We start from the raw sequence: 21815 nt of genomic DNA, 5'->3' as shown, positions 1-21815 counted from the left end.
TGACTAGGTAATGCAGATATTTCGCCATATTCCAGCTGCGTCCTCGCCGCAAGCGATTGCCATCGGTAATTTTGATGGCATGCATTTGGGGCACCAGGCTTTGTTGCGCCAACTGGTCGCTTATGCACACACCTACAAAATCACACCCGCAGTGATGACTTTTGAACCGCATCCGCGTGAGTTCTTCATGCCACAAAAGGCGCCTGCCCGTTTGGCGTCGATGCGCGAAAAACTGGAGTATTTTGCCGAATGCGGCGTGCAGCATGTGTATGTGCAGCGCTTCAATCAGGCATTTGCAGCACAAAGCCCGGCCACGTTCATGCAGGTGTTGCGTCAGCAACTGAATGCCAATGTGGTCATGGTCGGCGAAGATTTCTGCTTTGGTGCCAAGCGCGCAGGCACGGTGCAAACGCTGATTGAACACGGCTTCAACGTGATCCCGCTGCCTGAAGTGCAATTGCATGGCGAGCGCGTTTCCAGCACCCTGGTACGTAATGCGCTGTCGGCAGGCGAACTGGTCAAGGCGCATACTTTGCTTGATCGCCCATACAGCATTAGCGGCAAGGTGGTACATGGCGCCAAGCTCGGACGCCAGTTAGGTTACCCGACAGCCAATGTACATATGCGCCACGAACGGCCTGCACTGACCGGGGTTTATGCGGTAAAATTGAACAATTTACCGGCGGTTGCCAATTTGGGTAACCGGCCGACTCTGGAAGGCATCCCCAAACTCAAGCTTGAAGTGCATGTGTTTGATTTTAATGGTGATCTTTACGATCAGCATGTGCATGTGCAGTTTTTTCATAAACTGCGTGACGAACAAAAGTTTGCCGGGCTGGATGCATTGAAGGCGCAAATTGCGCTGGATGCCTTGCAGGCGAAACAATATTTTAGCCACGGATAAACGCTGAACATCAATCAGCCATCAATCTGTGGCTGATTTTTTGGATATTTAAATGACTGACCAAACCAAAGATTCAAAATATAAACTGAATTTACCTGAAACCAGTTTTCCCATGCGCGGTGATTTGTCCAAGCGCGAACCCGCCTGGTTAAAAAGCTGGCAAGAGCGCAAGGTGTACGAGCGCATCCGTGCCAAACGTAAAGGCGCGCCAGCCTTTATCCTGCATGATGGCCCGCCGTACGCCAACGGTGATATTCACATTGGTCATGCCGTCAATAAAATCCTCAAGGACATCATCATCAAGGCCAAAACCATGGGTGGTTTTGACGCGCCTTATGTGCCGGGCTGGGATTGCCACGGCCTGCCGATCGAGCTGGTGGTAGAGAAAAATCACGGCAAGAATATTGATCCGGCCAAGTTCCGCGAGCTGTGCCGTGCCTACGCTGCCGAGCAGGTCGAGAAGCAGAAAAAAGACTTTATCCGCCTGGGCGTATTGGGTGACTGGGATCATCCTTACCTGACCATGGCGTTTAATACCGAGGCCGATATCATGCGCGCCCTGGGTGATATCTACCAGAATGGATATCTGTATCAAGGCTCCAAGCCGGTGCACTGGTGTGTAGACTGCGGCTCTGCCCTGGCTGAAGCAGAGGTGGAATACGAAGACGTCAATTCGCCGGCGATTGATGTCGGTTTCAAGGTGGTGGATAACGCTGCATTGAGCAAAGCATTCGGTACGGCCGTGAATGGTGATGCTTATGCCGTGATCTGGACCACAACGCCATGGACGCTACCTGCTAACCAGGCGGTAAGCGTGAATGCCGAGCTTGATTATGACCTGATTCAAACCAGCAAAGGTTTGCTGATCCTGGTACGTGACCTGGCAGAAAAAACCTTGGCCAGATATACCGAAGAAAACACTTCTGTCATCGCCAGTTGCAAGGGCGACGCTTTGCGCGGCTTATTGTTGCAACATCCGTTCGACAACCGTCGGGTGCCAGTGATTACCGGTGACCATGTAACCACCGATGCCGGTACCGGCCTGGTGCATACCGCTGCCGCGCACGGTAACGATGACTGGCTGGTGATGCGCGCTAATTTCCCTAACGAGAAACCGCGCGTCCTTATTGGTGGTGATGGCAAGTTTTTTAGCAGTGAGTTGGTTGAGCTGGCAGAGATTCGTGGCTTGAGCCGTCAGGATGCTAACAAGATCATTTTGGCTAAATTGCAGGAAAACGCTGTGCTTTTTGCCTCTGCGCGCTTGAACCACAGCTTCCCGCATTGCTGGCGTCATAAAACGCCACTGATGCAATTGGCGACGCACCAGTGGTTTATCGGCATGAACTCTGTCGGCCCAGATGGCAAGGCCTTGCGTGAGCACGCGAATACCGCCGTGGATGCGACCCAGTTCTTCCCGAGCTGGGGCCGTGCACGCCTGGAAGCCATGATCAAGAATCGTCCGGACTGGTGCGTGTCACGTCAGCGTAACTGGGGCGTGCCGATGCCGTTTTTTGTGCATAAAGAAACCGGTGAGCCGCACCCTGACACTGCGCAATTGCTGGAAACCGTGTGCAAACAAGTGGAACAACAGGGCATCGAAGCCTGGTTTAGCTTAGATGGTGCTGCTTTCCTGGCACAACACGCACCGGCGAATGCCGAGCGGTATAAAAAAGTGACTGACACGCTGGACGTCTGGTTTGACTCTGGTGCGACACATTATGCTGTGGTGCGCTCGGAGCAGCATCCTACTTTGTCCGCTACCGCCAAACTGCGTGAGGCTCAGCACCAGCCAGTGGCTGACTTGTACCTCGAAGGCTCAGACCAGCACCGAGGCTGGTTCCAGTCCAGTTTATTGACCGGTTGCGCGATTGACGGCAACGCGCCATACAAAGCCTTGCTGACGCATGGTTTTGTGGTCGATGGCGCGGGTCATAAAATGAGTAAATCCAAAGGTAACGTCGTCGCGCCACAAAAGGTCATGGATACCTATGGCGCCGATATTCTGCGTCTGTGGGTAGCGTCGACCGATTATTCCGGCGAGCTGACCATCAGCGACGAGATCCTCAAGCGCGTGGCCGATGGCTATCGTCGTATCCGTAATACCTTGCGCTTTTTACTCTCAAACCTGGCTGATTTTGATGTCAGCAAAGACCTGCTGCCCGTCGATCAATGGCTGGAGATTGACCGCTATGCACTGCACCTGACGCAGCAATTGCAAAACGGCATTCTGGCAGATTACGATAGGTACGAATTTCACTTGGCAGTGCAGAAATTCGTTGGATTCTGCTCTGAAGATTTAGGTGGTTTTTACCTCGATATCCTCAAGGACCGCCTGTATACCAGCGGTGAAACTTCGCATGCACGCCGTGGGGCACAAAGCGCCTTGCATCACATCACACATGCCATGATGCGCCTGATGGCGCCGATTTTGAGTTTCACGGCCGATGAAATCTGGCAGACACTGGGCCTGGATAGCGTTGCTACAGTGTTTGAAGAAGACTGGTATGGCTTGCCGGAGTGTGGTTTGAGCGACAGCCAACTGCAACACTGGCAAACCGTGATTGCCTTGCGCGCGCAAGCTGCTAAGGAAATTGAGGTGTTGCGTGGTGAGGGCAAAGTTGGCTCTTCATTGCAAGCGGAGCTGGAGTTTCATGTCGCCACTGAAGCATTCGACGCATTGAGCAGTCTGCAGGATGATTTGCGGTTTGTCATGATCACCTCCAGCGCGATTACTTATAAAGTGGCCGATGCAACTGCGCAGAAAATCGTGGTTAAACCTAGTACACACCAGAAATGTGACCGCTGCTGGCATTACCGTGCCGATGTCGGCAGTGATGCGGCGCATCCGACCATTTGTGGCCGTTGCGTAAGCAACCTGTTTGGCAGTGGTGAAGTACGCAAATATGCTTAAACTGCGTTCGGCTTTGCCTTGGTTGATATTGAGCGCGGTTGTGATCGTTCTCGACCTGTACACCAAGCATTTGGTGCAGCAGGCTTTTGTCTACGGCGAACACCTACCGGTCACGGGCTTTTTTGACCTGGTGCGTTACCACAACACTGGCGCGGCCTTCAGCTTTCTGGCCAATGCCGGTGGCTGGCAGCATGGTTTTTTTACGGCGGTTTCTACGCTGGCCTCTGCAGTGATGGTGTATTTGTTGGTCAAGCATCCGCAGAAAAAATTGTTCTGCTTTGGCTTGGCGCTGGTATTGGGTGGTGCCTTGGGTAATTTGTATGACCGTTTAACGCTGGGCTATGTGGTGGATTTTTTGTTGTTCTATTATCAGCAATGGGCCTGGCCGGCATTTAATGTCGCCGATAGCGCTATCTGTATCGGGGTGGGCTTGTTGATGCTGGATAGTTTTAAACAGCCAAACACATCGTTGTAGCTAGAAGCGAGGCCATGATGGATGGGCTGCAATATACCTTTAGCGATATCATCAAACAGTGGTTAGGCAGTAAAAGCACCTGGCACTATGTCAGCTTACCGGCGGCCATGTCAGATGAAATTCACACGCTGAGTCAATATCACCAGACCAAGCGCCGTGGCTGGGGGGCGGTGAAAGTGGAGGTGAGTATGGGGAACCAGCAATGGCAAACCTCCATATTTCCGGCGTTTGAAGGTAAGCGCTATGCGCTGTTTTTAAAGGCAGATGTGCGTAAGCAGCTGGCTGTGACGGTGGGCAGCGAAGTTACCGTGTCATTAACAGTTCTGTTTTAGACGTCAACCCGCCGCCTGGCTGGCTGGCGGTCAATAGTTTGTGTATGTCCTCTATGGGCATCGGCCTGCCCAGCAAAAATCCCTGAATGCAGTCGCAGCCGGTATCGCGTAAGAAGTCGAGTTGGGCCTGGGTTTCTATACCTTCAACCACCACCGAAATCCCCAGGATGCCCGCTGTTTTCACAATGGTGCTGACAATCTCACTGTCAGCGGTGCTGTCTGGCACATCAACCATAAATGCACGGTCTATCTTCAGTTCATCAATCGGCAAGTGTTTCAGCTTGAACAGCGACGAATTGCCGACACCAAAATCATCCAGTGACACACGCACGCCGAGCTCTTTGAGTTGCTTGAGAATTTCCAGCGCCTGTTCCTCGTGTTCAAAAACGGCACTCTCGGTGATTTCTAGGGTAATGAGCGCAGGTGGGATTGCGTATTGTTGCAACAGTTGGCTAATACGCAAAGGCAGGCTATGGTCGCGGAACTGGCGTGGTGAAATATTGATGGATAAGCCGACGGTTTGACCGCTTTGCTGCATCAATACGGATAAATGACGAAAAGCCTCGCTGATGACCCATTCACCAATATGCAAAATCAGCCCGGATTGCTCGGCATAAGGGATAAATTCGGCCGGGGAAATAATATCGCCTTTGTTGTTTCGCCAGCGGATCAGGGCTTCAATATTGGCGATGCGCGGTTGCGCCTGTTGGTTCAGGTTGAAGATAGGCTGAAACTGTAAAAAGAACTCCTGTTTTCTGATGGCTTTGCGTAGTTGCACATCTAGCCGGAAACGGTTTTGCGCCAGTTTGGTTTGTTCTTTGCAATAAAACAAAAACAGGTGTTGGGTCGAGCGTTTGGCGTGGGCAAGAGCGGTATTGGCATTACGCGCAAGCTGGTCTGCATTGTTGGCATCGCGCGGATAAATACTGATACCAATGCAGGCGTCGAGAATTAATTCATGGCCTTCTGCCAATACGGGTTTATGCACGATTTTGCATAGGTTGTGTGCCAGGTGCACGAGCTCGGCGTCGGTTTTGTGGCGCGTGACGATTAGCGCAAATTTGTCACCATGCACACGACCGAGTTCACCGCATTCATTGGTGATGTATTGCAGGCGCTGGGCGACTTCGAGCAGGAACAGGTCGCCGGTGCGGTGGCCAAAGCTGTCATTAATACTTTGAAAGTGCTTTAAATCAACCATCAGCAGGGCCACCATGCCGCTGTCGTTAGCGGCGTTAATGATGGCATGTTCGAGCAGGTTGAGCATGGCCAGCCGGTTGGGCAGGCGCGTGAGCGGGTCACTGCGCGATAGTTGCAGGTACTCCATCTCTTTTTCGGCCAGGCGTTTTTCGGCGCGTAGCAGTTTCTCGCTTTCGCGCAATAAAATGCTTTGCCTGACGGCGGAGAAAATCAGTATCGATGTCACCGAGCCGATTGCAATATGGTAAGCATACGGGTGCGGGCCACTTTGCCACCAGATCTGCAGCAGGGTGCTGATACTGAATACCACGGCAATCACCGGAATCCAGCTGCGTAAGCGGCGGCATTGGCGATGGAATGCGGTTTTTTTGGCGATACGCACTTGCCAGCCGTAAAGCCCGCTGCCGATCAGCAGGTCGGCGACGGAAAATCCATAGTTAATCCAGAGGCTGGTTTGCGGGCGGTGATTGAGTGCATTCAGGTTCCATTGCATCCAGCAGATGCCTAGCAGGGCGAGCCCGGCACTGAGTAGCAGCCAGGGCATCATCCAGGCCGGTCTTAAATAAGGAATGAGTAGCAGCGAAACCAGGGCGGCGCTGAGCATGCTGGCCGGGTAGGCGGTGAGCACTGCCAGTTGTAGCAGGCTGACATCTGCCGACTGTGGTAAATAAGAAATCAGCACATAGCCGAGGATGGCAATGCTGAATGAAGCGGCGTCGATGGTGAATGCCCAGGTTTTTGAGCGCGAGAGCTGGCTGCGCAGGGCAGTGATAAAGCCAATGATGAGGCAGGGGCCCAATAATGGGTAAAAAATATCCGATTGTGCCGGGAAGGCGGTTTGATGCGTCAGGACTTGAAATATCCATAATACGCCGCCGGTAAAGTAGGCGATGGCACCAATGACAAACCAGCGTTTACAGGCGCGATGTGCGGGGTTGGCGCGGAAATAACCCAGGAGGGCAAGCATGAGGCAGGCACTGATGGTCGACATCCAGTGGACGTTGTCCAGCCATAGCGCTGTTTTAGGCGTCGCGTTGAAGGAGGCCGCTAGGCAAAGCAGTAAAACAGATACAGCAACAACAATAACTTTACGCGAAAGTGTCATGCAGCCCCCTTGTTTTTTGTCAATTCTAACAAGGGGTTAGAAAAAAACTAGTCCCTGCCGATAATTAGTTTCACGATATGCATTAATCCAACACACAGTGCGCCAGCAAGTACGCCAACGGCGGCGTTCATCAGCCATGACCATTGTGAAAACTGCTCAACCAGCGCGTGTAGTGGGTGTATGCCATGCACGATGATGCCGCCGCCCACCAGAAACATGGCCGCCGTGCCCAGCACGCTGAGTAAGCGCATTAAATGCGGCACGATTTGCACCATGCCCCAGCCGAGTTTACGCGTCGCTTGCGACGGCAGGTGTGTACCTGGGCGTTGCATCAGCCATAAACCAATATCATCCATTTTGACGATGAGGGCCACCAGGCCATAGACACCGATGGTCATGACCACCGCAATCAGAGACAACACCAGGATGCGTTGCGTCAGCGCAGCATCGGCCACCACGCCTAAGGCAATGACGATAATTTCGGCCGACAGGATAAAGTCAGTGCGCACTGCGCCTTTGATTTTTTCTTGCTCCAGCGCCACCAGGTCAGTCTGCGGTTGCTGCATGGCGGCATGTAAGGCTTGTGCATGTGCGTCTTCTTTGGTGTTGTGACGCAGTTTGTGCCAGACTTTTTCAAAGCCTTCAAAACACAAAAAAGCACCGCCAAGCATGAGTAAGGGCGTAATCAGCCAGGGTAAAAAGGCGCTGATCAGTAAAGCCGCAGGCACCAGGATCAGCTTGTTAATAAATGAGCCGCGGGCTACGGCCCATACCACAGGTAACTCACGGTTTGCCGCAATACCGGTGACTTGCTGTGCATTCAGTGCCAGGTCATCGCCCAGCACGCCGGCCGTTTTTTTTGCTGCTAACTGGCTCATCACCGACACGTCGTCGAGCATGGTGGTGATGTCATCGAGTAATGCCAGCAGGCTGGATCCGGCCATGGTTTGTCCTGTATCAATGGGAATAGTTGTTTATTCTAAAGGATTCCCGTTAGAATAGCGGCATGGTAACGCGCAGATTTCAACAGTGGATGGCACGCATGGCCTTGATGGCAATCATGCTGGCAGCGCTCGTCCCCAGTTTGAGTTTGGCTTTCCCCATGCAGAGCGGTAAAACCTTTGTGCAGGAAGTATGTTCTTCGCAGGGCGGCAAGTTGGTAATTCAGGTGCTCACTACGCAAGGCAAGTTACGCGCCACGCTGATAGACTACCAGCCGTCGCAAAAGCCGGTGTCCCTTAGCCATCACCTCAATCATTGCCCATTCTGTCATATGGCAATGGATGATGTGGTCGTGCCATCACCCAGCCCGGCCTATATCCTGTTTCAGCAAGCCCAGGCCGATATCGCCCTCAGCGAGTATCACGCCCCGGTTGTTTCCAATTTTTACCCCACTGCGCACACCAGTCGCGCGCCCCCTCTGACTCCACGCGCAATCTAGTTCCGTCAATTATTTGACGGGTTTAGCGTCTGCCTGTGTCCCAGGCATGAATGGAGTCATCTCATGATTATTATCAACCTACAGGCAATGATATTTGCCAAGCAGGTGGAGTGGAAACGCCACATCACCCTCAAAGAAATTGCCGAGTCCACTGGCATCAGCCGCATGACTTTGCACCGCATGGTCAAAAACCCTACCTACAACGCATGCACCGAGCATTTGGGCAAGCTATGCACTTATTTCGCTTGCGACATCAGCGCCTTGATCCGCTGGCAGCCAGAAAGTGCTGTCAGGCAAGTGTTTGCAGCTTGATCTTTAGGAAGATTGCACTGCTTGCCTGATTGCAGGCAGTGCACATTGCGTAGAAAAATAAGGGAATACAATATGAACAAAACAAAAATCTGCCTGGCTATTTTGGCCGCTGTGCCTTATCTGGCACAGGCCGAGCATGAGGGCACGGTCCATCTTGATGAAGTCAAAGTGGTGGCAAAGAAAAACAAAGCGTCACTGACACAGCCGGATATAGAAACGGCAAAAGAAAACCTGTCAAAAACCGCAGGCGGCACCACCGTGGTCAATATGGAAACCGTGCGTGAAGGGCGTACCAGCAATATGCAGGATACGCTGGGTATGGCGACGGGTGTATTGGCACAGTCACGCTTTGGTGCCGAAGAAACCCGCTTGTCGATTCGCGGCTCCGGCGTGCAGCGTACCTTTCATGGCCGTGGCTTGAAACTGATGCAAGATGGTATTGCCGTTAACCTGGCCGATGGTGGCTTTGATTTTCCGGCCATTGACCCGATGGCAACGGATTATATTGAGGTCTATCGTGGCGCCAATGCCTTGCAGTATGGTTCGACCAACCTGGGCGGTAGCATCAACTTTATTTCCCGCACCGGTTACACGGCGCCCGCGCTGGAAGTGCGCTCAGAAGGTGGCAGTTACGGCTATTATCGACTCGGTGTTAGCACGGGCGGCGTCAAAGATAACGTGGACTACTTTGTCAGTGCCAGCAAATACCATTCGGACAGTTTCCGCGACAACGCACAGCAAGGTGCAGACCGCCTGACCGGGAATGTGGGCATCCGGCTCAATGAGCAGGTGGAAACCCGCTTCTTCTTTGGCTACGTCAATAATGATTCACAACTTTCAAGTAGCCTGACCAAAGCGCAGTTAAAAGATGATCCTAAACAGGCGACCGTGACTGCTGGTCAAGGCATTAACCAACGTAATATCAATGTCACCCGCGTGGCAAACAAGACCACTATTTTGTTTGACCAGAGCAAGCTGGAACTGGGGGCTTATTATGCGCGCAAGGGCTTGTTCCACCCGATTGGCAACTTTGGTGACACCACCGGCGTGATTGATCAAGAGTCATACGATATTGGTTTGACTGCGCGCTGGGCTTACCAGGGCGAGTTGTTCGGCCTCAAAAACGAGTTTGTGGCCGGGCTGTCGCCTACACGTGGACGCACTGATGCAAAAAACTATTTAAACGTCAATGCCAGACGCGGTGCCTTGCTCAATGATTTCGACCAGAAAGCCACTAACTTCGAAACCTATCTCGAAGATCGCCTGAGCCTGGATGAGCAATGGACGGTGATTGCCGGGTTGCAGTATGCAAAATCCAAGCGCGACTCTCAAGACCAGATGATCACTGCCAGCGGTGACCAGAGCGTGGATAAAACCTATAGCCAGACTAGCCCGAAACTGGGCGTGCTGTATCAGTTGCAGCCACAGGTGCAAGTGTTTGCCAATGCCTCGCGTAGTTTTGAGCCGCCGAGTTTTGGCGAGCTGAACAGCCTGGTAGTGAGCAGCCTCAAGGCACAAAAAGGCACTACCTTTGAAATTGGCTCACGCGGTAATAGTGAATTTGTTGACTGGGATGTGGCGTTTTATCAGGCACGCTTGCAGGATGAGTTGCTACAGGTCGGCGCAGCCGGTTCGCCATTTGCCAGCCAAACCATTAATGCGGGAAAAACCATCCATCGAGGCCTCGAATTCGGCCTGACAGCCCGTTTGCCTTACAGTTTGCAATGGCGTTCCAGCTTGCTGATTAACGATTTCAAACTGGATAATGACCCGACTTTCGGCAGCAATCGCCTGCCAGGTATTCAGCGCTCTTTGCTGCGTGCCGAGTTGGTTTACCGTGGCAGTGATGTACTAGAAAACTTCTACATCGGCCCGACCATAGAGTGGTCGCCACAGCGCTATAACGTCGACTTTGCAGAAACCCTGTATGCCGACAGTTATTTCCTGTGGGGGATGAAGGCCGGTCAGAAAATCAACCAGCACTGGTCATGGTTTATTGAAGGACGTAATCTGGCTAACCAGAAATATGCGGCGACAACCGGGGTCGTTGCCGATGCAACGCGTGCCTTTACCAGCCAAGCCCAGTTTTTCCCAGGCGATGGCCGCACGGCTTACCTGGGGGTGACCTGGACTTATTAACGAGTGTGCCCGGCAATGGTTTGCCGGGCTGTCCGGCATGATTAAAGCATCGTGTGTAGCGGCAATATGGAAACAGAGATGAGTAATCAACAGAGAAAGATCCAGCGTGGCTGGTTGTTTTGGCATCAATGGATAGGGGTGATCGCCTGTATCGGTATGGTGTTGTGGGGCCTCTCTGGGGCTTCGCATCCGATGATGAGCCGCTTGCAGCCGGCGCCCCGCCAATTTATGCCGCCGTTGCAAGCGGTGGATCTCCGTCAGGCAGTGCCGTTGCCCGCGATTTTACAGCAACAGGCGATCACGCAATTTCAGCACATTAGTCTGGTTTCGTTAGCTGGGCAGGGCTATTACCGTATTGCCTTGCCAAATGCGGATCCTCGATACTTTTCTGTGACCAGTGGTGCAGAGCGTGTCGGCGCCGAACAGGCCGCGGCAAAGAGCCTGGCTACTTACTATACCGGGCTGCAGGCGCAATCCATCCGTGCAGTGCAGGCCGTGATCGAGTTTGAGCCGGATTATCATCCGGTCAATCGTTTACTGCCAGTATGGAAAGTCGCCTACGCGGACGCTGCAGGTTTGCGCGCCTATGTGGATACCGAGCAATCCAGGCTGGCGACGCTGGTGGATGACCGGCGTGCATTCTTGACTAAAGTGTTTCAGTTCGGCCATAACTGGTCATTTTTGCAGGCCTGTTCTACGCTGCAACTGGCCGTGGCGACCCTGGTGCTGGCGTTAATTCTGGCGTCGGCGGTGACCGGTATCATTCTTTACATCAAGCAACGCAAAACGGCACCTTATCGCTTAAAACGCTGGGGCTTGCAATGGTGGCACCGCGAATTCGGCTTATGGGTGTCTTTGGTGATTCTGTTGCTCGCCAGTACAGGTTTATTTCATTTGTGGATGTCTGATATTCAACAGCGCCGGCCAATATTGCACACGGTGTTTGCCAGCGACAGCGCCGCGCTCAGTGAAACTGCCTGGTCACAGCTGGCAACCGGCCCGGTATTGAAACTGGATATTTATGGCCGTGGGTCAACACTGTTCTGGCAAATCATTCCCGTGTCTTCTGGCACGCAAGGCTTGCCTTCTGCGCAGGTGGCGGCCATGCATCAGCATCACCAGCAACAAGGTCAACACCAGCATGACCAACATCATGCAGCCATGTCACATGCCCCGGCTGCGCCTGCATTATGGCTGACCGGGCCGCATGAGGTGACGGCGCTGACGCCCGAGGCATATGCATCGGCATGGCTAACCATCATGGCCGAAAACACATTACCAGCGATTGCATCAGTGCAGTGGATCACCACCTTTGCCAATGAATATGGGTTTATTTTTAAACGCCTGCCCGTGTTAAAAGTACAAACCACACAGGCACATCACGCGCGATTCTACCTGGAGCCTGCCACAGGAGCGCTGGCGGCCAATATAGATGACACGGATGGCATGGAAGGTTTTATTTTTGCCTATCTGCACAAATGGAGTTTTCAGTCTGTGAATAAAGATGTGCGCGACTTGCTAGCGATCTTTGCTGCATTGGCCGTGAGCCTGACCGGCTTGCTAGGCGCTTACCTGTTTGCCAGAAAACGCAGCTAATAGGTCGCTATGCGACTGGAAGCGGATGCCCAGCGGGCATCTCCTCCAGGGCGCAGCGCTTTAAGACGTGGCGTAAATCTTGTCCAGGAAGTAGCTGGTACGCTGTTTTAAACGCAGTCTGTTTTGCAGGATAGTGGGCAACTGCTCTGGTTTCAGGCACTGGATAATATTGATATCCAGCGCTTCCCGCAGGTCGATAATATCGCCTTCTTCTTCGCGGTCATCACTTAGCATTTGAATAAACGGGCGTAAAGGTTGTTGCGGATTGGTCGACAGCACCGTAGCCAGCTTCTGGTCTGACAGGCGAACCACGCTGCCAGGTGGGTAAATGCCCAGGCATTTGATAAAGCGCCGCAGGATGGTTTGGTCAAACTGGTGTCGTTGTTGCGCAAACATCACACTCAAGGCTTCGTAAGGCGTTTTGGTGAATGCCGGGTTGGACGGATTGCACAGGTTGTCGTACATATTGGCAATGATGAGGATATGCGATAACGGATCAATCTGGTCGCAATGCAGGCCTTTCGGGTAGCCTGTGCCATCCGCAAACTCATGGTGCTGTGAAATCAGTGTCAGTATCTTTTTAGGGACGGCGACGTCGCGCAGCATATTCATGCCCAGCAACACGTGCGTTTGGTAAATAGCGGTTTCACGCACGCTGAGCGGGTCTTTTTTCAGCAGAATTTTGTCACTGATCTGGCGTTTGCCAATGTCGTGCAGTATGGCCGACATGCCTAAAATGACGACATCTTCATCAGTGATATCCAGGTTTTTAGCCAGCAACATCGCCACCACCAGCGTGTTCAATTCATGCTGGAAGTGCTGGTCACTGACGCGGTGGCCATTCATGGCATGAATCGCAATGTCGCTCTCGGTCAGGGTGCTGGTGACTAGGTCTTCTACCAGCCTGGAGGCGATGCCATAGGCCTGCTCGGGATGTTCCGTCGACAGCTTCTGAATGTTTCTCACTTCAGTGCTGGTTTTCATGAACTTCTGTTCGCTTTCCGCAATTGCCTGCCTCAGCGCCAGTTGTTTCTTCTGCGCGGCGCTCAACTCCGGTGCGGCATCAATGATTTCCACTTTGGGTGAGGCGGCTTTTTTCAGCGGAAACTCAACCACATTCTGCTGAGGCGCGATCCTCAGTGGCATGCTGGAGCTGCGTCTGGGGTCATAACGTAGCTGCTTTAATCCCAAGGACTTGATGGTCTCAATCTGCGATTCATCCGTGATCTTGAAGTTGCTCACCGAAAATGGATGATCCATCCAGCCCAGGTCTAGGTGGATGTAGAGACCGATCTGAAGCTGGTCTATGTCGATATAGTAGGTATCTGAGGCGTGATTAGGCATGGCGTTTTATTTTTCTTTGATTATTTAACACTAGTAACTGTAAAAAGTCGTCCGAGTTCACCGGATAAGCATACAGATAGCCCTGTGCTGTCTGGCAGCCCAGTCGCTGTAAAAACTTTTCCTGCTCTTCGGTTTCGACCCCTTCGGCAACAACGGTGAATCCTAACTGTGTCGCCATCGCGTAGATCGCGCTGGTAATGGCGGCATCGTCTTTATCATCTGGCAGGTCTTTGACAAAACTGCGGTCAATCTTGATCTGGTCCAGCGGTAAGCGTTTCAGGTGCGAGAGCGAGGAGTAGCCGGTGCCAAAGTCGTCAATGGCAATGCTGACCCCCAGCAGTTTTAACTGGTTAAAGGTGTCGACTACATGCTGGGTATGTTGCATCAGCGTGCTCTCGGTGATTTCCAGCTCAATAATAGAAGGGTCGCACTCGCTTTCCATCAAGATGCCATACACGGTGTCGGCAAACTTGCTCTTCATGATTTGCACACCAGAGACATTGATGGCAATTTTCTTGAATTCAGGATGCTTCTTGTGCCAGGCGTGTGCCTGGCGCACTGCTTGTGCCAATGCCCATTCACCTATGCTTAAAATCAAGCCGGTTTCTTCTGCCAGCGGGATAAATTTCGCTGGTGAAATAATGCCCTGCACCGGATGTATCCAGCGTATCAATGCCTCGGCGCCAATAATCATGCCGGTATTTAAATCGATCTGTGCCTGGTAGAACATCTTGAGCTGGTTTTTGGTCAGCGCCTGGCGTAACTCGGTTTCCAGCTGGAAGTGCTCTACGGCATCGCGGCTGAGGGCCACGTCATAAAACGAGACGTGGTTTTTACCGTTATTTTTCACCTGGTACATCGCCAGATCAGCCGCTTTAATCAGGCTTTCTACATCGTTACCATCGTGTGGATACATGGAGATGCCGATGCTGGCGCCAACAAAAATTTCATGGTGGTCGATCATGAACTCGCGTCTCAGCGCGTCCAGGATGTCATGTGCTTTTTGCGCGGCATCGGCTTTGCCATGCAGGTTTTCCAGCAGGATAATAAATTCGTCGCCACCCAGGCGACCTACAATATCAGACTCACGCAAGGTGGCGCGCAGGCGCTCGGTGACGCCCAGTAATAACTGGTCGCCGGTGTAGTGACCCAGGCTGTCATTAATATTTTTAAAGCGGTCCAGGTCAATAAACAGTACGGCTGCCTGTTGTTCATTGCGGTTGGCGCGCTGAATCGCATGCGTAAACAAATGGTTAATCAGCCTGCGGTTAGGCAGCCCGGTCAGCGGGTCATGATTGACCAGTGAGTTCAACTGCGTTTGCGAACGCTTCATTTCGCTGATGTCTGCGAACACGCCCACATAGTTGGTGATGGCATTGGCATGGTTGCGCACGGCGGTAATGGTCATCCACTCGGTATAAGTGTCGCCGTTCTTGCGCATGTTCTCAATTTCGCCTGACCATTTGCCATGGCGTTTGAGCGCACCAAACAGACCTCGTGGACGCTGCCTGAAAATCTGCGGCTTGGTGCCCAGCACTTCCGCTTCTTCAAAACCGGTGATCAGGGTATAGCCCTGGTTGATACCGACCAGCTCGCCCGCCGGGTTCACAATCATGATGCCTTCGGTGGTGCTGTCGAAGGCGATTTTGGCCAGCTTGAGATGTTTGCCGGTTTGTTCACGGTCAATCGCCACACTTAATGTACGGCCAATCGCCATTAACGAGCCCAGCTCTTGTGAGCTGGTATTTTCGGCATCGAAACAACGTTCAATCACCATCGAGCCCCACCACTCATCATCAATCATGAGCGGCACAATCACCAGGTTGACGGTGTCATGCGATTTAAGCAAGGCGCGTTCTGACGCTGGCAGCGTGAGCGCGTCACACATCACCGGCTGGCCTTTGGACAGCAGGCTATACCAGCGTTGCAGTTCAGGCGACAGGAAAGAAATTTTTTCCCAATGCTCGTAGGTGGCATGAAAGCCGTTCATTGCCCAGTGGAACAATGCTTTGGAGCGAATGTCGGTTTTCTTGCGGCTGGAAATGGTTTCGTGTTGCAGCAATACGGCACGGCTAAAGCGGAAAGACAGGCAGCATTGCTGCAAGACATTTTCCGCCACACTCTGCCAGCGTTCGGCCGAGTGCAACATCCAGTCGCAGGAAATCAGCGTGTCCAATACCGCGCTGCGGTTAAGCAACTGCGTTTGAATGAATTTCTGTTCGCTGACATCACGCGCGACGGTAATCAGATGGCTGGGTTGATCTTTCTGGTCGTGGTAGGCGACTTTATTCACTTCAAGCGTTTTGTAACCACCCTGCGGCAAATGCACCAGTTCTTCGTTATGGTACGCCTGGCGCGATTTCCAGACCTGCTGGTCAGATTTTTCGTGATGTTCGAAGCTATTGCGGAACACCGGATGCAAGGTATCCGCAATTTGCAAATTGTTTAAGAACTGATAGTCAAAACTATCGATCTGAAAGGTGTTCAGCATGTGCTGGTTGGCCATCATCCAGCGATTGTCGTTATCTTTAATGCAAATCAGGTCCGGGCTCATCTCGATCAGTGAGTGCACAATTGATTGCATGTGCAGCAATTGATCGACCAGCGTGCGTTCTTCCTCCTCCAGCATCAGGCCAATGGCGCGGCGGCCCGATTGTGGGTAGAAGACGCGGCATTTGAAATCGCGTTTCGCGCCATGAATCTGCGTGCTGATACTTAATTCAGTTTTGCCTTCGCGTATGGCCTCAACCAGCATCTGGCGAATCTCTTTGGGCAACTCGTCGGCGAGTTCGCCCAGCAGGTTTTTTGCTGCGGCGCTGATGGCGAGACACTGGGCACGGCGATTGATGGCCAGCATAGGCGTATCCGGCATGGTGACGGCCAGGGGCTGCAACCATGCTGTGCTATGATGATCAAAAACGGTTGGTAATGACATAGTTAAATCTGTTTCGGTCCGGTGTGCGTTGTAGTGCGGATAAGTGGTTATCGGCGCGAATGCAAGCAAACTTTAGCGACATTAACGCTTGATAATTAAGGTAAATTTAAGGGTGCTTCTGATTAAGCGATGGGTTGGCAATTGATGGTCAAACAGTGGGCAAATCTGGTGTGGGGGCTGGCTTTTTTTCTATCGATACAGGTGGTTCAAGCACATGAGTCCCATCACGAACCATCCGCAAGTCAATTGGCCGTCAGCGTGGCGGTAGACCATGCCGGGCGTGTGTTGCTGGCACAGGTCAGACAGGGGCAGGTCTGGGTGTCGGCCAGTGACGATACCGGCAAGCATTTTAGCACCGAAGTCGCTGTGAATCCTGCGCCGATGCAGATTGCGGCAGACGCAGAAGCGCGGCCAAATATTGCAGCAGATGCCAATGGCGCCGTCTATGTCAGCTGGACCGAGGCGCTGAAAAAGAACCATGCGGGCAATATCTGGTTTGCACGATCACTGGATGGCGGCAAAAGGTTTGAAACACCTTATATCGTGCATCAGCACCGTGAACAAATCACCCATCGTTATGATGCTTTGCAAGTGGCGGCAGATGGCACGATTACCGTTGCCTGGCGGGATATGCTGGCAGCCAAGGCCGCAGCTAAAGCCTATGACGGCGCAGCGATTTACTATGCCGTTTCACGCGATCAAGGCAAAAGCTTTAGCCCTGAGCAGAAGTTGGCCGATAACGGTTGTGAATGTTGCCGCATTGCCATGACCAGCAAGCCGGATGGTACTGTGGCCGTATTGTGGCGGCACGTATTTGAAGGGAACGAGCGCGATCATGCCATGGCCGAAATTGGCCCTGTGGGTAAGCCTGTGCTGGTGCGTGCCAGTTATGGCCATTGGAAAATAGAAGGTTGCCCGCATCATGGCGCGGCCCTGGCGGTGGGTGAAGGGTTTGGTTATCACCTGGCTTATTTTGATGGTGCGGGTGACAAACCTGGTTTGCGTATTGCGCGTATGGATGGCCAGGCCTGGGTGACTTCGCCGCCGAGACGCTTTGGTGACACGAAAAGGAATGCAGGTCATCCGGCATTATTGAGCGTCGGCGATCAGGTTTGGCTAGCCTGGCAAGAACATGATCATACTGGCGCTGATATTGTGGCGATGGCGTCATCAGATGGCGGTAGAACCTGGGGTGCACAGGTCGTGATCGTACACAGCAGCAAGCTCGATTATCCACACTGGCTTTATCTGCAAGGGCAAGCAACGCTGGCAGTGAACAGTAGCGATAAAGGCTTGCAGCTGGTGCCGTTTACGCATTAGAACCACTGACTAAAGTCGCGCCAATTTGATCTGCATCTATTGAAAACGCAAAAACCCGCCGCATTATAGGGTTATCCAGCCGCGCGCTGCGGCATGACTTTAAATAATGAAAGGGTTTGCATGCGTTTTGATAAACTCACCACCAAATTCCAACAGGCACTGGCCGATGCCCAGAGCATGGCTGTGGGTGCCGACCACCCTACTATTGAAGCGCCACATTTGTTGCTGGCGATGCTCAACCAGGACGATAGCGGTGTTGCAGCCTTATTGTCACGCGCGGGTGCGCAAGTCAGTGCAATGAAGTCCGGCTTGCAACAAGCAATTGACGCCTTGCCAAAAATCAGTGAAAACAGCGGCGATGTCGCGGTTTCGCGTGACCTTAACAACCTGTTAAATGTCACCGACAAACTGGCCCAAAAGAGTGGCGATAGCTATATTGCCAGCGAGATGTTTTTGCTGGCCCTGGCCGAGGACAAAGGCAACACTGGCAAATTGCTTAAGCAGCACGGCGTGAATAAGACTGCGCTGGAGCAGGCGATTAAGGCGGTGCGCGGAAATGATTCCGTCAACAGCCAGGAAGCGGAGGGCCAGCGTGAAGCATTGAAAAAATACACCCTGGACCTGACCGAGCGTGCGCGTGCCGGCAAGCTGGATCCGGTGATTGGCCGTGACGATGAAATTCGCCGCGCGATCCAGGTATTGCAACGTCGTACCAAAAACAACCCGGTGCTGATCGGTGAGCCTGGTGTCGGTAAAACGGCTATCGTCGAAGGCCTGGCGCAACGGATTGTGAATGGCGAAGTGCCAGATTCGCTCAAAAACAAAAAAGTACTGAGCCTGGATATGGCCGCCTTGCTGGCCGGAGCCAAATACCGCGGTGAATTTGAAGAGCGTTTAAAGTCTGTGCTCAAAGAATTGGCGCAAGACGAAGGCCAGACCATTGTCTTTATTGATGAAATTCACACCATGGTCGGCGCGGGTAAGTCCGAGGGGGCGATGGATGCGGGCAATATGCTGAAACCGGCGCTGGCGCGTGGTGAGCTGCACTGTGTGGGTGCGACCACGCTGGATGAATACCGCAAATACATCGAAAAAGATGCGGCGCTGGAGCGTCGCTTCCAGAAGGTATTGGTCGATGAACCGAGTGTTGAGGCGACGATTGCCATTTTGCGCGGCTTGCAGGAAAAATACGAGCTGCACCATGGCGTAGAGATCACTGACCCGGCCATTGTGGCGGCAGCTGAGTTATCTAATCGTTATATCACTGACCGTTTCTTGCCGGATAAAGCCATTGACCTGATTGACGAGGCGGCTTCACGCATCAAGATGGAAATCGACTCCAAGCCAGAGGTGATGGATAAGCTCGACCGCCGCCTGATTCAGCTCAAAATCGAGCGTGAAGCGGTGCGTCGCGAAAAGGATGAAGCCAGCCAGAAACGCTTTGGCCTGATTGAAGACGAAATCAACAAGCTGGAAAAAGAGTACGCTGACCTGGAAGAAGTATGGAAAGCAGAAAAAGCAGCGGTGCAAGGCTCGGCTGGCGTTAAAGAGGCGATCGAAAAGATCAAGTTGGATATGGAAGCGGCCAAGCGCAAGGGCGATTGGCAAAAAGTCTCTGAGTTGCAGTATGGCAAATTGCCACAATTGGAAGCACAGTTAAAGCATGCTTCAACGGCCGAAGCCAATGGTGCAGTCAAACATAAAATGCTGCGCACTGAAGTGGGCGCTGACGAGATTGCCGAAGTGGTCAGCCGCGCGACGGGCATTCCTGTGAGCAAAATGATGACTGGTGAGCGTGAAAAGTTGCTTAATATGGAGAGCCGCTTGCATGAGCGCGTGGTCGGCCAGGATGAAGCGGTACGCCTGGTGTCGGACGCGATTCGTCGTTCGCGTAGTGGCTTGAGTGATCCTAACCGCCCATATGGCAGCTTCTTGTTTTTGGGGCCTACCGGCGTGGGTAAAACCGAGTTGTGCAAAGCGCTGGCTAACTTTCTGTTTGATAGCCCGGATCACTTGGTGCGTATTGATATGAGTGAGTTTATGGAGAAGCATTCAGTCTCCCGCCTGATTGGCGCGCCGCCTGGCTACGTCGGTTACGAAGAAGGTGGTACGCTGACCGAAGCCGTCCGTCGCAAGCCTTACTCTGTAGTGTTGCTGGATGAGGTGGAAAAAGCGCACCCGGATGTGTTTAACGTCTTGTTGCAAGTGCTGGATGATGGTCGCCTGACCGATGGCCAGGGGCGCACGGTGGACTTTAAAAACACGGTAATTATCATGACCTCCAACCTGGGCAGCCAGATGATACAAAGCATGGCCGACCAGGATTACCAAGTGGTGAAACTGGCCGTGATGGGCGAAGTGAAAACGCATTTCCGTCCTGAGTTCATCAACCGTATCGATGAGGTCGTGGTGTTCCATTCCCTGGGCGAAACACATGTGAAATCGATTGCCAGTATCCAGTTGCAATTGCTGGCCAAACGGGTGGCCGCGATGGATATGCAGTTGGAGATCGGTGATGCCGCCTTGGCTGAAATTGCCAATGCCGGCTTTGACCCGGTATACGGCGCGCGGCCGTTAAAACGGGCTATTCAGAGCGAAATCGAAAATCCGCTGGCACGTGAAATTCTGGCTGGGCAGTTTGCCGCCAAAGACACGATTCGCGTCGATTTCCAGGCCGGGAAGATGCAGTTTCGCAAAGGCTAAGCAGCGAATGAGGTGACTGAACCTTGATTGCAATAAAAGGGTCATACCGGGTGTGACCCTTTACTTTTATCGGGTGTAGAATGGAAGCACTATGCGTTATTCACAATCTTTGCGTTTAATCTCTGCGACTTTTTTGCTGGGGGTGCTGGCTGGCTGCGCTTCGCAGCCGCCACAGCCTTTGCAAATTGACCGCATTTCGCCTGAGCAGCTCGCTGCGCTGGTGCCACCTGCCCAATCCACGTTGACCCTGGAGCAGATTGTGGCGATGAGCAAGCAAGGCAAAACCGATGCCGAGATTATTGAGGCGATCAAACAATCGCAGTCACGCTATTCACTGACGCCGTCTGATGTGCTGGACTGGCATCAAAAAGGCATCTCCAAAGGCGTGCTCAATTACATGCAGCAGGCCAATGCACTGGCTGAACAGAATGCCATTGCTGACGAAATTAACAAGCGCGAAAAAGCGCGCGTGGAGTCTGAGGCAAAACTGAAGCGCGAGCGTGACATGGCGAGGTTGCGTAGCATGGACCCCTGGTTTTATGGTGGCCCAGGCTTCTACGGTGGCCCTTGGGGTTACCGACCTTATTGGGGCGGTGGCTGGCGCTACTGGTAATACTGGCCCGTGACCTGAACCCGGTATAATGCAGCTTTAGTTCTTTGTTCCGGGAATCCGTTATGCGACAGCATCACGAAACACTTTCTATCGATGCGCAAGGGCGGCGTTTGTACGATATCACGCCACAAGTCTTGCAATGGGTACAGCAGTCCGGCATCGGGAGCGGATTGCTCACGCTCTATATTCAACACACTTCTGCCAGCCTATTGATCAATGAAAATTATGACCGTGATGTACTGGTTGATTTGGAAGCGTTTTTTAATCGACTAGTGCCTGATGGTGATGATTTGTTTATACATACCGTGGAAGGCCCGGATGATATGCCTGCGCATGTGCGTACGGCGCTTACGCAAACCAGCCTGTCCATCCCGGTGTTACAGGGTCGGGTTGCCCTTGGCCAGTGGCAAGGTATTTTCCTGTTTGAGCACCGTCATTTGCCCGCCCGCCGTCGCGTGTTGATGCATGTGATGGGTGAGTAATTC

Annotated in this window: 16 protein-coding genes; 12 read left to right on the top strand and 4 right to left on the bottom strand. The window is 52.7% G+C overall.

The features are described 5' to 3' along the window. The first annotated feature begins 10 nt into the window (after positions 1-10). Genes GQ52_RS02090 through GQ52_RS02075 form a run of 4 tightly spaced genes read left to right on the top strand, consistent with a single transcriptional unit; the run spans position 11 to position 4622 of the window. On the top strand, positions 11-904 hold the full coding sequence (locus GQ52_RS02090) for a bifunctional riboflavin kinase/FAD synthetase (protein WP_019881461.1): 894 nt from the start codon (positions 11-13) through the stop codon (positions 902-904). A gap of 52 nt (positions 905-956) precedes the next feature. Further along, positions 957-3815: an isoleucine--tRNA ligase gene (gene ileS, locus GQ52_RS02085; protein WP_047514725.1), complete on the top strand. Its 2859-nt coding sequence runs from the start codon at positions 957-959 to the stop codon at positions 3813-3815. Continuing rightward, positions 3808-4290, top strand: coding sequence for a signal peptidase II (gene lspA / locus GQ52_RS02080; protein WP_047514722.1), 483 nt, complete (start codon positions 3808-3810; stop codon positions 4288-4290). The genes ileS and lspA overlap by 8 nt, the downstream gene beginning before the upstream one ends. Before the next feature lie 14 nt (positions 4291-4304). Beyond that, positions 4305-4622: a DUF1905 domain-containing protein gene (locus GQ52_RS02075; protein ID WP_047514720.1), complete on the top strand. Its 318-nt coding sequence runs from the start codon at positions 4305-4307 to the stop codon at positions 4620-4622. On the opposite strand, the gene GQ52_RS02070 is transcribed toward GQ52_RS02075, so the two are convergent. Further along, entirely contained in the window at positions 4594-6927 is a 2334-nt protein-coding gene (locus tag GQ52_RS02070; protein WP_235272927.1) for a bifunctional diguanylate cyclase/phosphodiesterase, read from the bottom strand. The genes GQ52_RS02075 and GQ52_RS02070 overlap by 29 nt on opposite strands. A gap of 47 nt (positions 6928-6974) precedes the next feature. Beyond that, on the bottom strand, positions 6975-7871 hold the full coding sequence (locus GQ52_RS02065; protein WP_047514714.1) for a DUF808 domain-containing protein: 897 nt from the start codon (positions 7869-7871) through the stop codon (positions 6975-6977). Between the two features lie 62 nt (positions 7872-7933). Between GQ52_RS02065 and GQ52_RS02060 the strand changes: the two genes are divergently transcribed. The 4 genes from GQ52_RS02060 (at position 7934) to GQ52_RS02045 (ending at position 12415) form a co-directional block, all read left to right on the top strand. Continuing rightward, positions 7934-8368 carry a DUF2946 family protein gene (locus GQ52_RS02060; protein WP_235272924.1) on the top strand — a complete coding sequence of 145 codons (435 nt, stop codon included), beginning with the start codon at positions 7934-7936 and terminating at the stop codon, positions 8366-8368. A 63-nt stretch (positions 8369-8431) separates the two neighbouring features. Next, positions 8432-8680, top strand: a complete 249-nt coding sequence (locus GQ52_RS02055) for a helix-turn-helix transcriptional regulator (RefSeq protein WP_019881469.1) — start codon at positions 8432-8434, stop codon at positions 8678-8680. A 72-nt stretch (positions 8681-8752) separates the two neighbouring features. Then, entirely contained in the window at positions 8753-10819 is a 2067-nt protein-coding gene (locus GQ52_RS02050; RefSeq protein WP_047514710.1) for a TonB-dependent receptor, read from the top strand. A 78-nt stretch (positions 10820-10897) separates the two neighbouring features. After that, complete coding sequence (locus GQ52_RS02045) at positions 10898-12415, top strand: PepSY domain-containing protein (protein ID WP_047514707.1); 1518 nt, start codon at positions 10898-10900, stop codon at positions 12413-12415. 60 nt (positions 12416-12475) lie between these two features. On the opposite strand, the gene GQ52_RS02040 is transcribed toward GQ52_RS02045, so the two are convergent. Both GQ52_RS02040 and GQ52_RS02035 read right to left on the bottom strand, forming a co-directional pair. Then, positions 12476-13759: an HD-GYP domain-containing protein gene (locus GQ52_RS02040; RefSeq protein ID WP_019881472.1), complete on the bottom strand. Its 1284-nt coding sequence runs from the start codon at positions 13757-13759 to the stop codon at positions 12476-12478. Next, the gene (locus tag GQ52_RS02035; protein WP_047514704.1) at positions 13752-16694 is read right to left on the bottom strand and encodes an EAL domain-containing protein; all 2943 of its coding nucleotides are present in this window, start codon (positions 16692-16694) and stop codon (positions 13752-13754) included. The genes GQ52_RS02040 and GQ52_RS02035 overlap by 8 nt, the downstream gene beginning before the upstream one ends. Positions 16695-16838: 144 nt before the next feature. Between GQ52_RS02035 and GQ52_RS02030 the strand changes: the two genes are divergently transcribed. The 4 genes from GQ52_RS02030 (at position 16839) to GQ52_RS02015 (ending at position 21812) form a co-directional block, all read left to right on the top strand. Then, a complete protein-coding gene (locus GQ52_RS02030) occupies positions 16839-18014 on the top strand; it encodes a sialidase family protein (RefSeq protein ID WP_047518470.1) in 1176 nt (391 codons plus the stop codon). Between the two features lie 120 nt (positions 18015-18134). Beyond that, positions 18135-20717 (top strand): ATP-dependent chaperone ClpB, encoded by a 2583-nt coding sequence (gene clpB / locus GQ52_RS02025; RefSeq protein ID WP_047514701.1) that lies wholly within the window; start codon positions 18135-18137, stop codon positions 20715-20717. Positions 20718-20808: 91 nt separating this feature from the next. Next, entirely contained in the window at positions 20809-21330 is a 522-nt protein-coding gene (locus GQ52_RS02020) for a hypothetical protein (protein WP_019881476.1), read from the top strand. 62 nt (positions 21331-21392) lie between these two features. Beyond that, positions 21393-21812, top strand: a complete 420-nt coding sequence (locus GQ52_RS02015; RefSeq protein ID WP_019881477.1) for a secondary thiamine-phosphate synthase enzyme YjbQ — start codon at positions 21393-21395, stop codon at positions 21810-21812. Positions 21813-21815 lie beyond the last annotated feature (3 nt).

This window comes from Methylophilus sp. Q8, from assembly GCF_000800115.1.
Classification (GTDB): domain Bacteria; phylum Pseudomonadota; class Gammaproteobacteria; order Burkholderiales; family Methylophilaceae; genus Methylophilus.
The sequence above is the reverse complement of the archived record's forward strand: the minus strand, read 5'-3'. Positions and strand labels throughout refer to the sequence as shown.

Coding starts and splice junctions, on each gene's coding strand:
- GQ52_RS02090 (WP_019881461.1), top strand. CDS start 11: ATGCAGATATTTCGCCATATTCCAGCTGCGTCCTCGCCGCAAGCGATT.
- ileS (WP_047514725.1), top strand. CDS start 957: ATGACTGACCAAACCAAAGATTCAAAATATAAACTGAATTTACCTGAA.
- lspA (WP_047514722.1), top strand. CDS start 3,808: ATGCTTAAACTGCGTTCGGCTTTGCCTTGGTTGATATTGAGCGCGGTT.
- GQ52_RS02075 (WP_047514720.1), top strand. CDS start 4,305: ATGATGGATGGGCTGCAATATACCTTTAGCGATATCATCAAACAGTGG.
- GQ52_RS02070 (WP_235272927.1), bottom strand. CDS start 6,927: ATGACACTTTCGCGTAAAGTTATTGTTGTTGCTGTATCTGTTTTACTG.
- GQ52_RS02065 (WP_047514714.1), bottom strand. CDS start 7,871: ATGGCCGGATCCAGCCTGCTGGCATTACTCGATGACATCACCACCATG.
- GQ52_RS02060 (WP_235272924.1), top strand. CDS start 7,934: ATGGTAACGCGCAGATTTCAACAGTGGATGGCACGCATGGCCTTGATG.
- GQ52_RS02055 (WP_019881469.1), top strand. CDS start 8,432: ATGATTATTATCAACCTACAGGCAATGATATTTGCCAAGCAGGTGGAG.
- GQ52_RS02050 (WP_047514710.1), top strand. CDS start 8,753: ATGAACAAAACAAAAATCTGCCTGGCTATTTTGGCCGCTGTGCCTTAT.
- GQ52_RS02045 (WP_047514707.1), top strand. CDS start 10,898: ATGAGTAATCAACAGAGAAAGATCCAGCGTGGCTGGTTGTTTTGGCAT.
- GQ52_RS02040 (WP_019881472.1), bottom strand. CDS start 13,759: ATGCCTAATCACGCCTCAGATACCTACTATATCGACATAGACCAGCTT.
- GQ52_RS02035 (WP_047514704.1), bottom strand. CDS start 16,694: ATGTCATTACCAACCGTTTTTGATCATCATAGCACAGCATGGTTGCAG.
- GQ52_RS02030 (WP_047518470.1), top strand. CDS start 16,839: ATGGTCAAACAGTGGGCAAATCTGGTGTGGGGGCTGGCTTTTTTTCTA.
- clpB (WP_047514701.1), top strand. CDS start 18,135: ATGCGTTTTGATAAACTCACCACCAAATTCCAACAGGCACTGGCCGAT.
- GQ52_RS02020 (WP_019881476.1), top strand. CDS start 20,809: ATGCGTTATTCACAATCTTTGCGTTTAATCTCTGCGACTTTTTTGCTG.
- GQ52_RS02015 (WP_019881477.1), top strand. CDS start 21,393: ATGCGACAGCATCACGAAACACTTTCTATCGATGCGCAAGGGCGGCGT.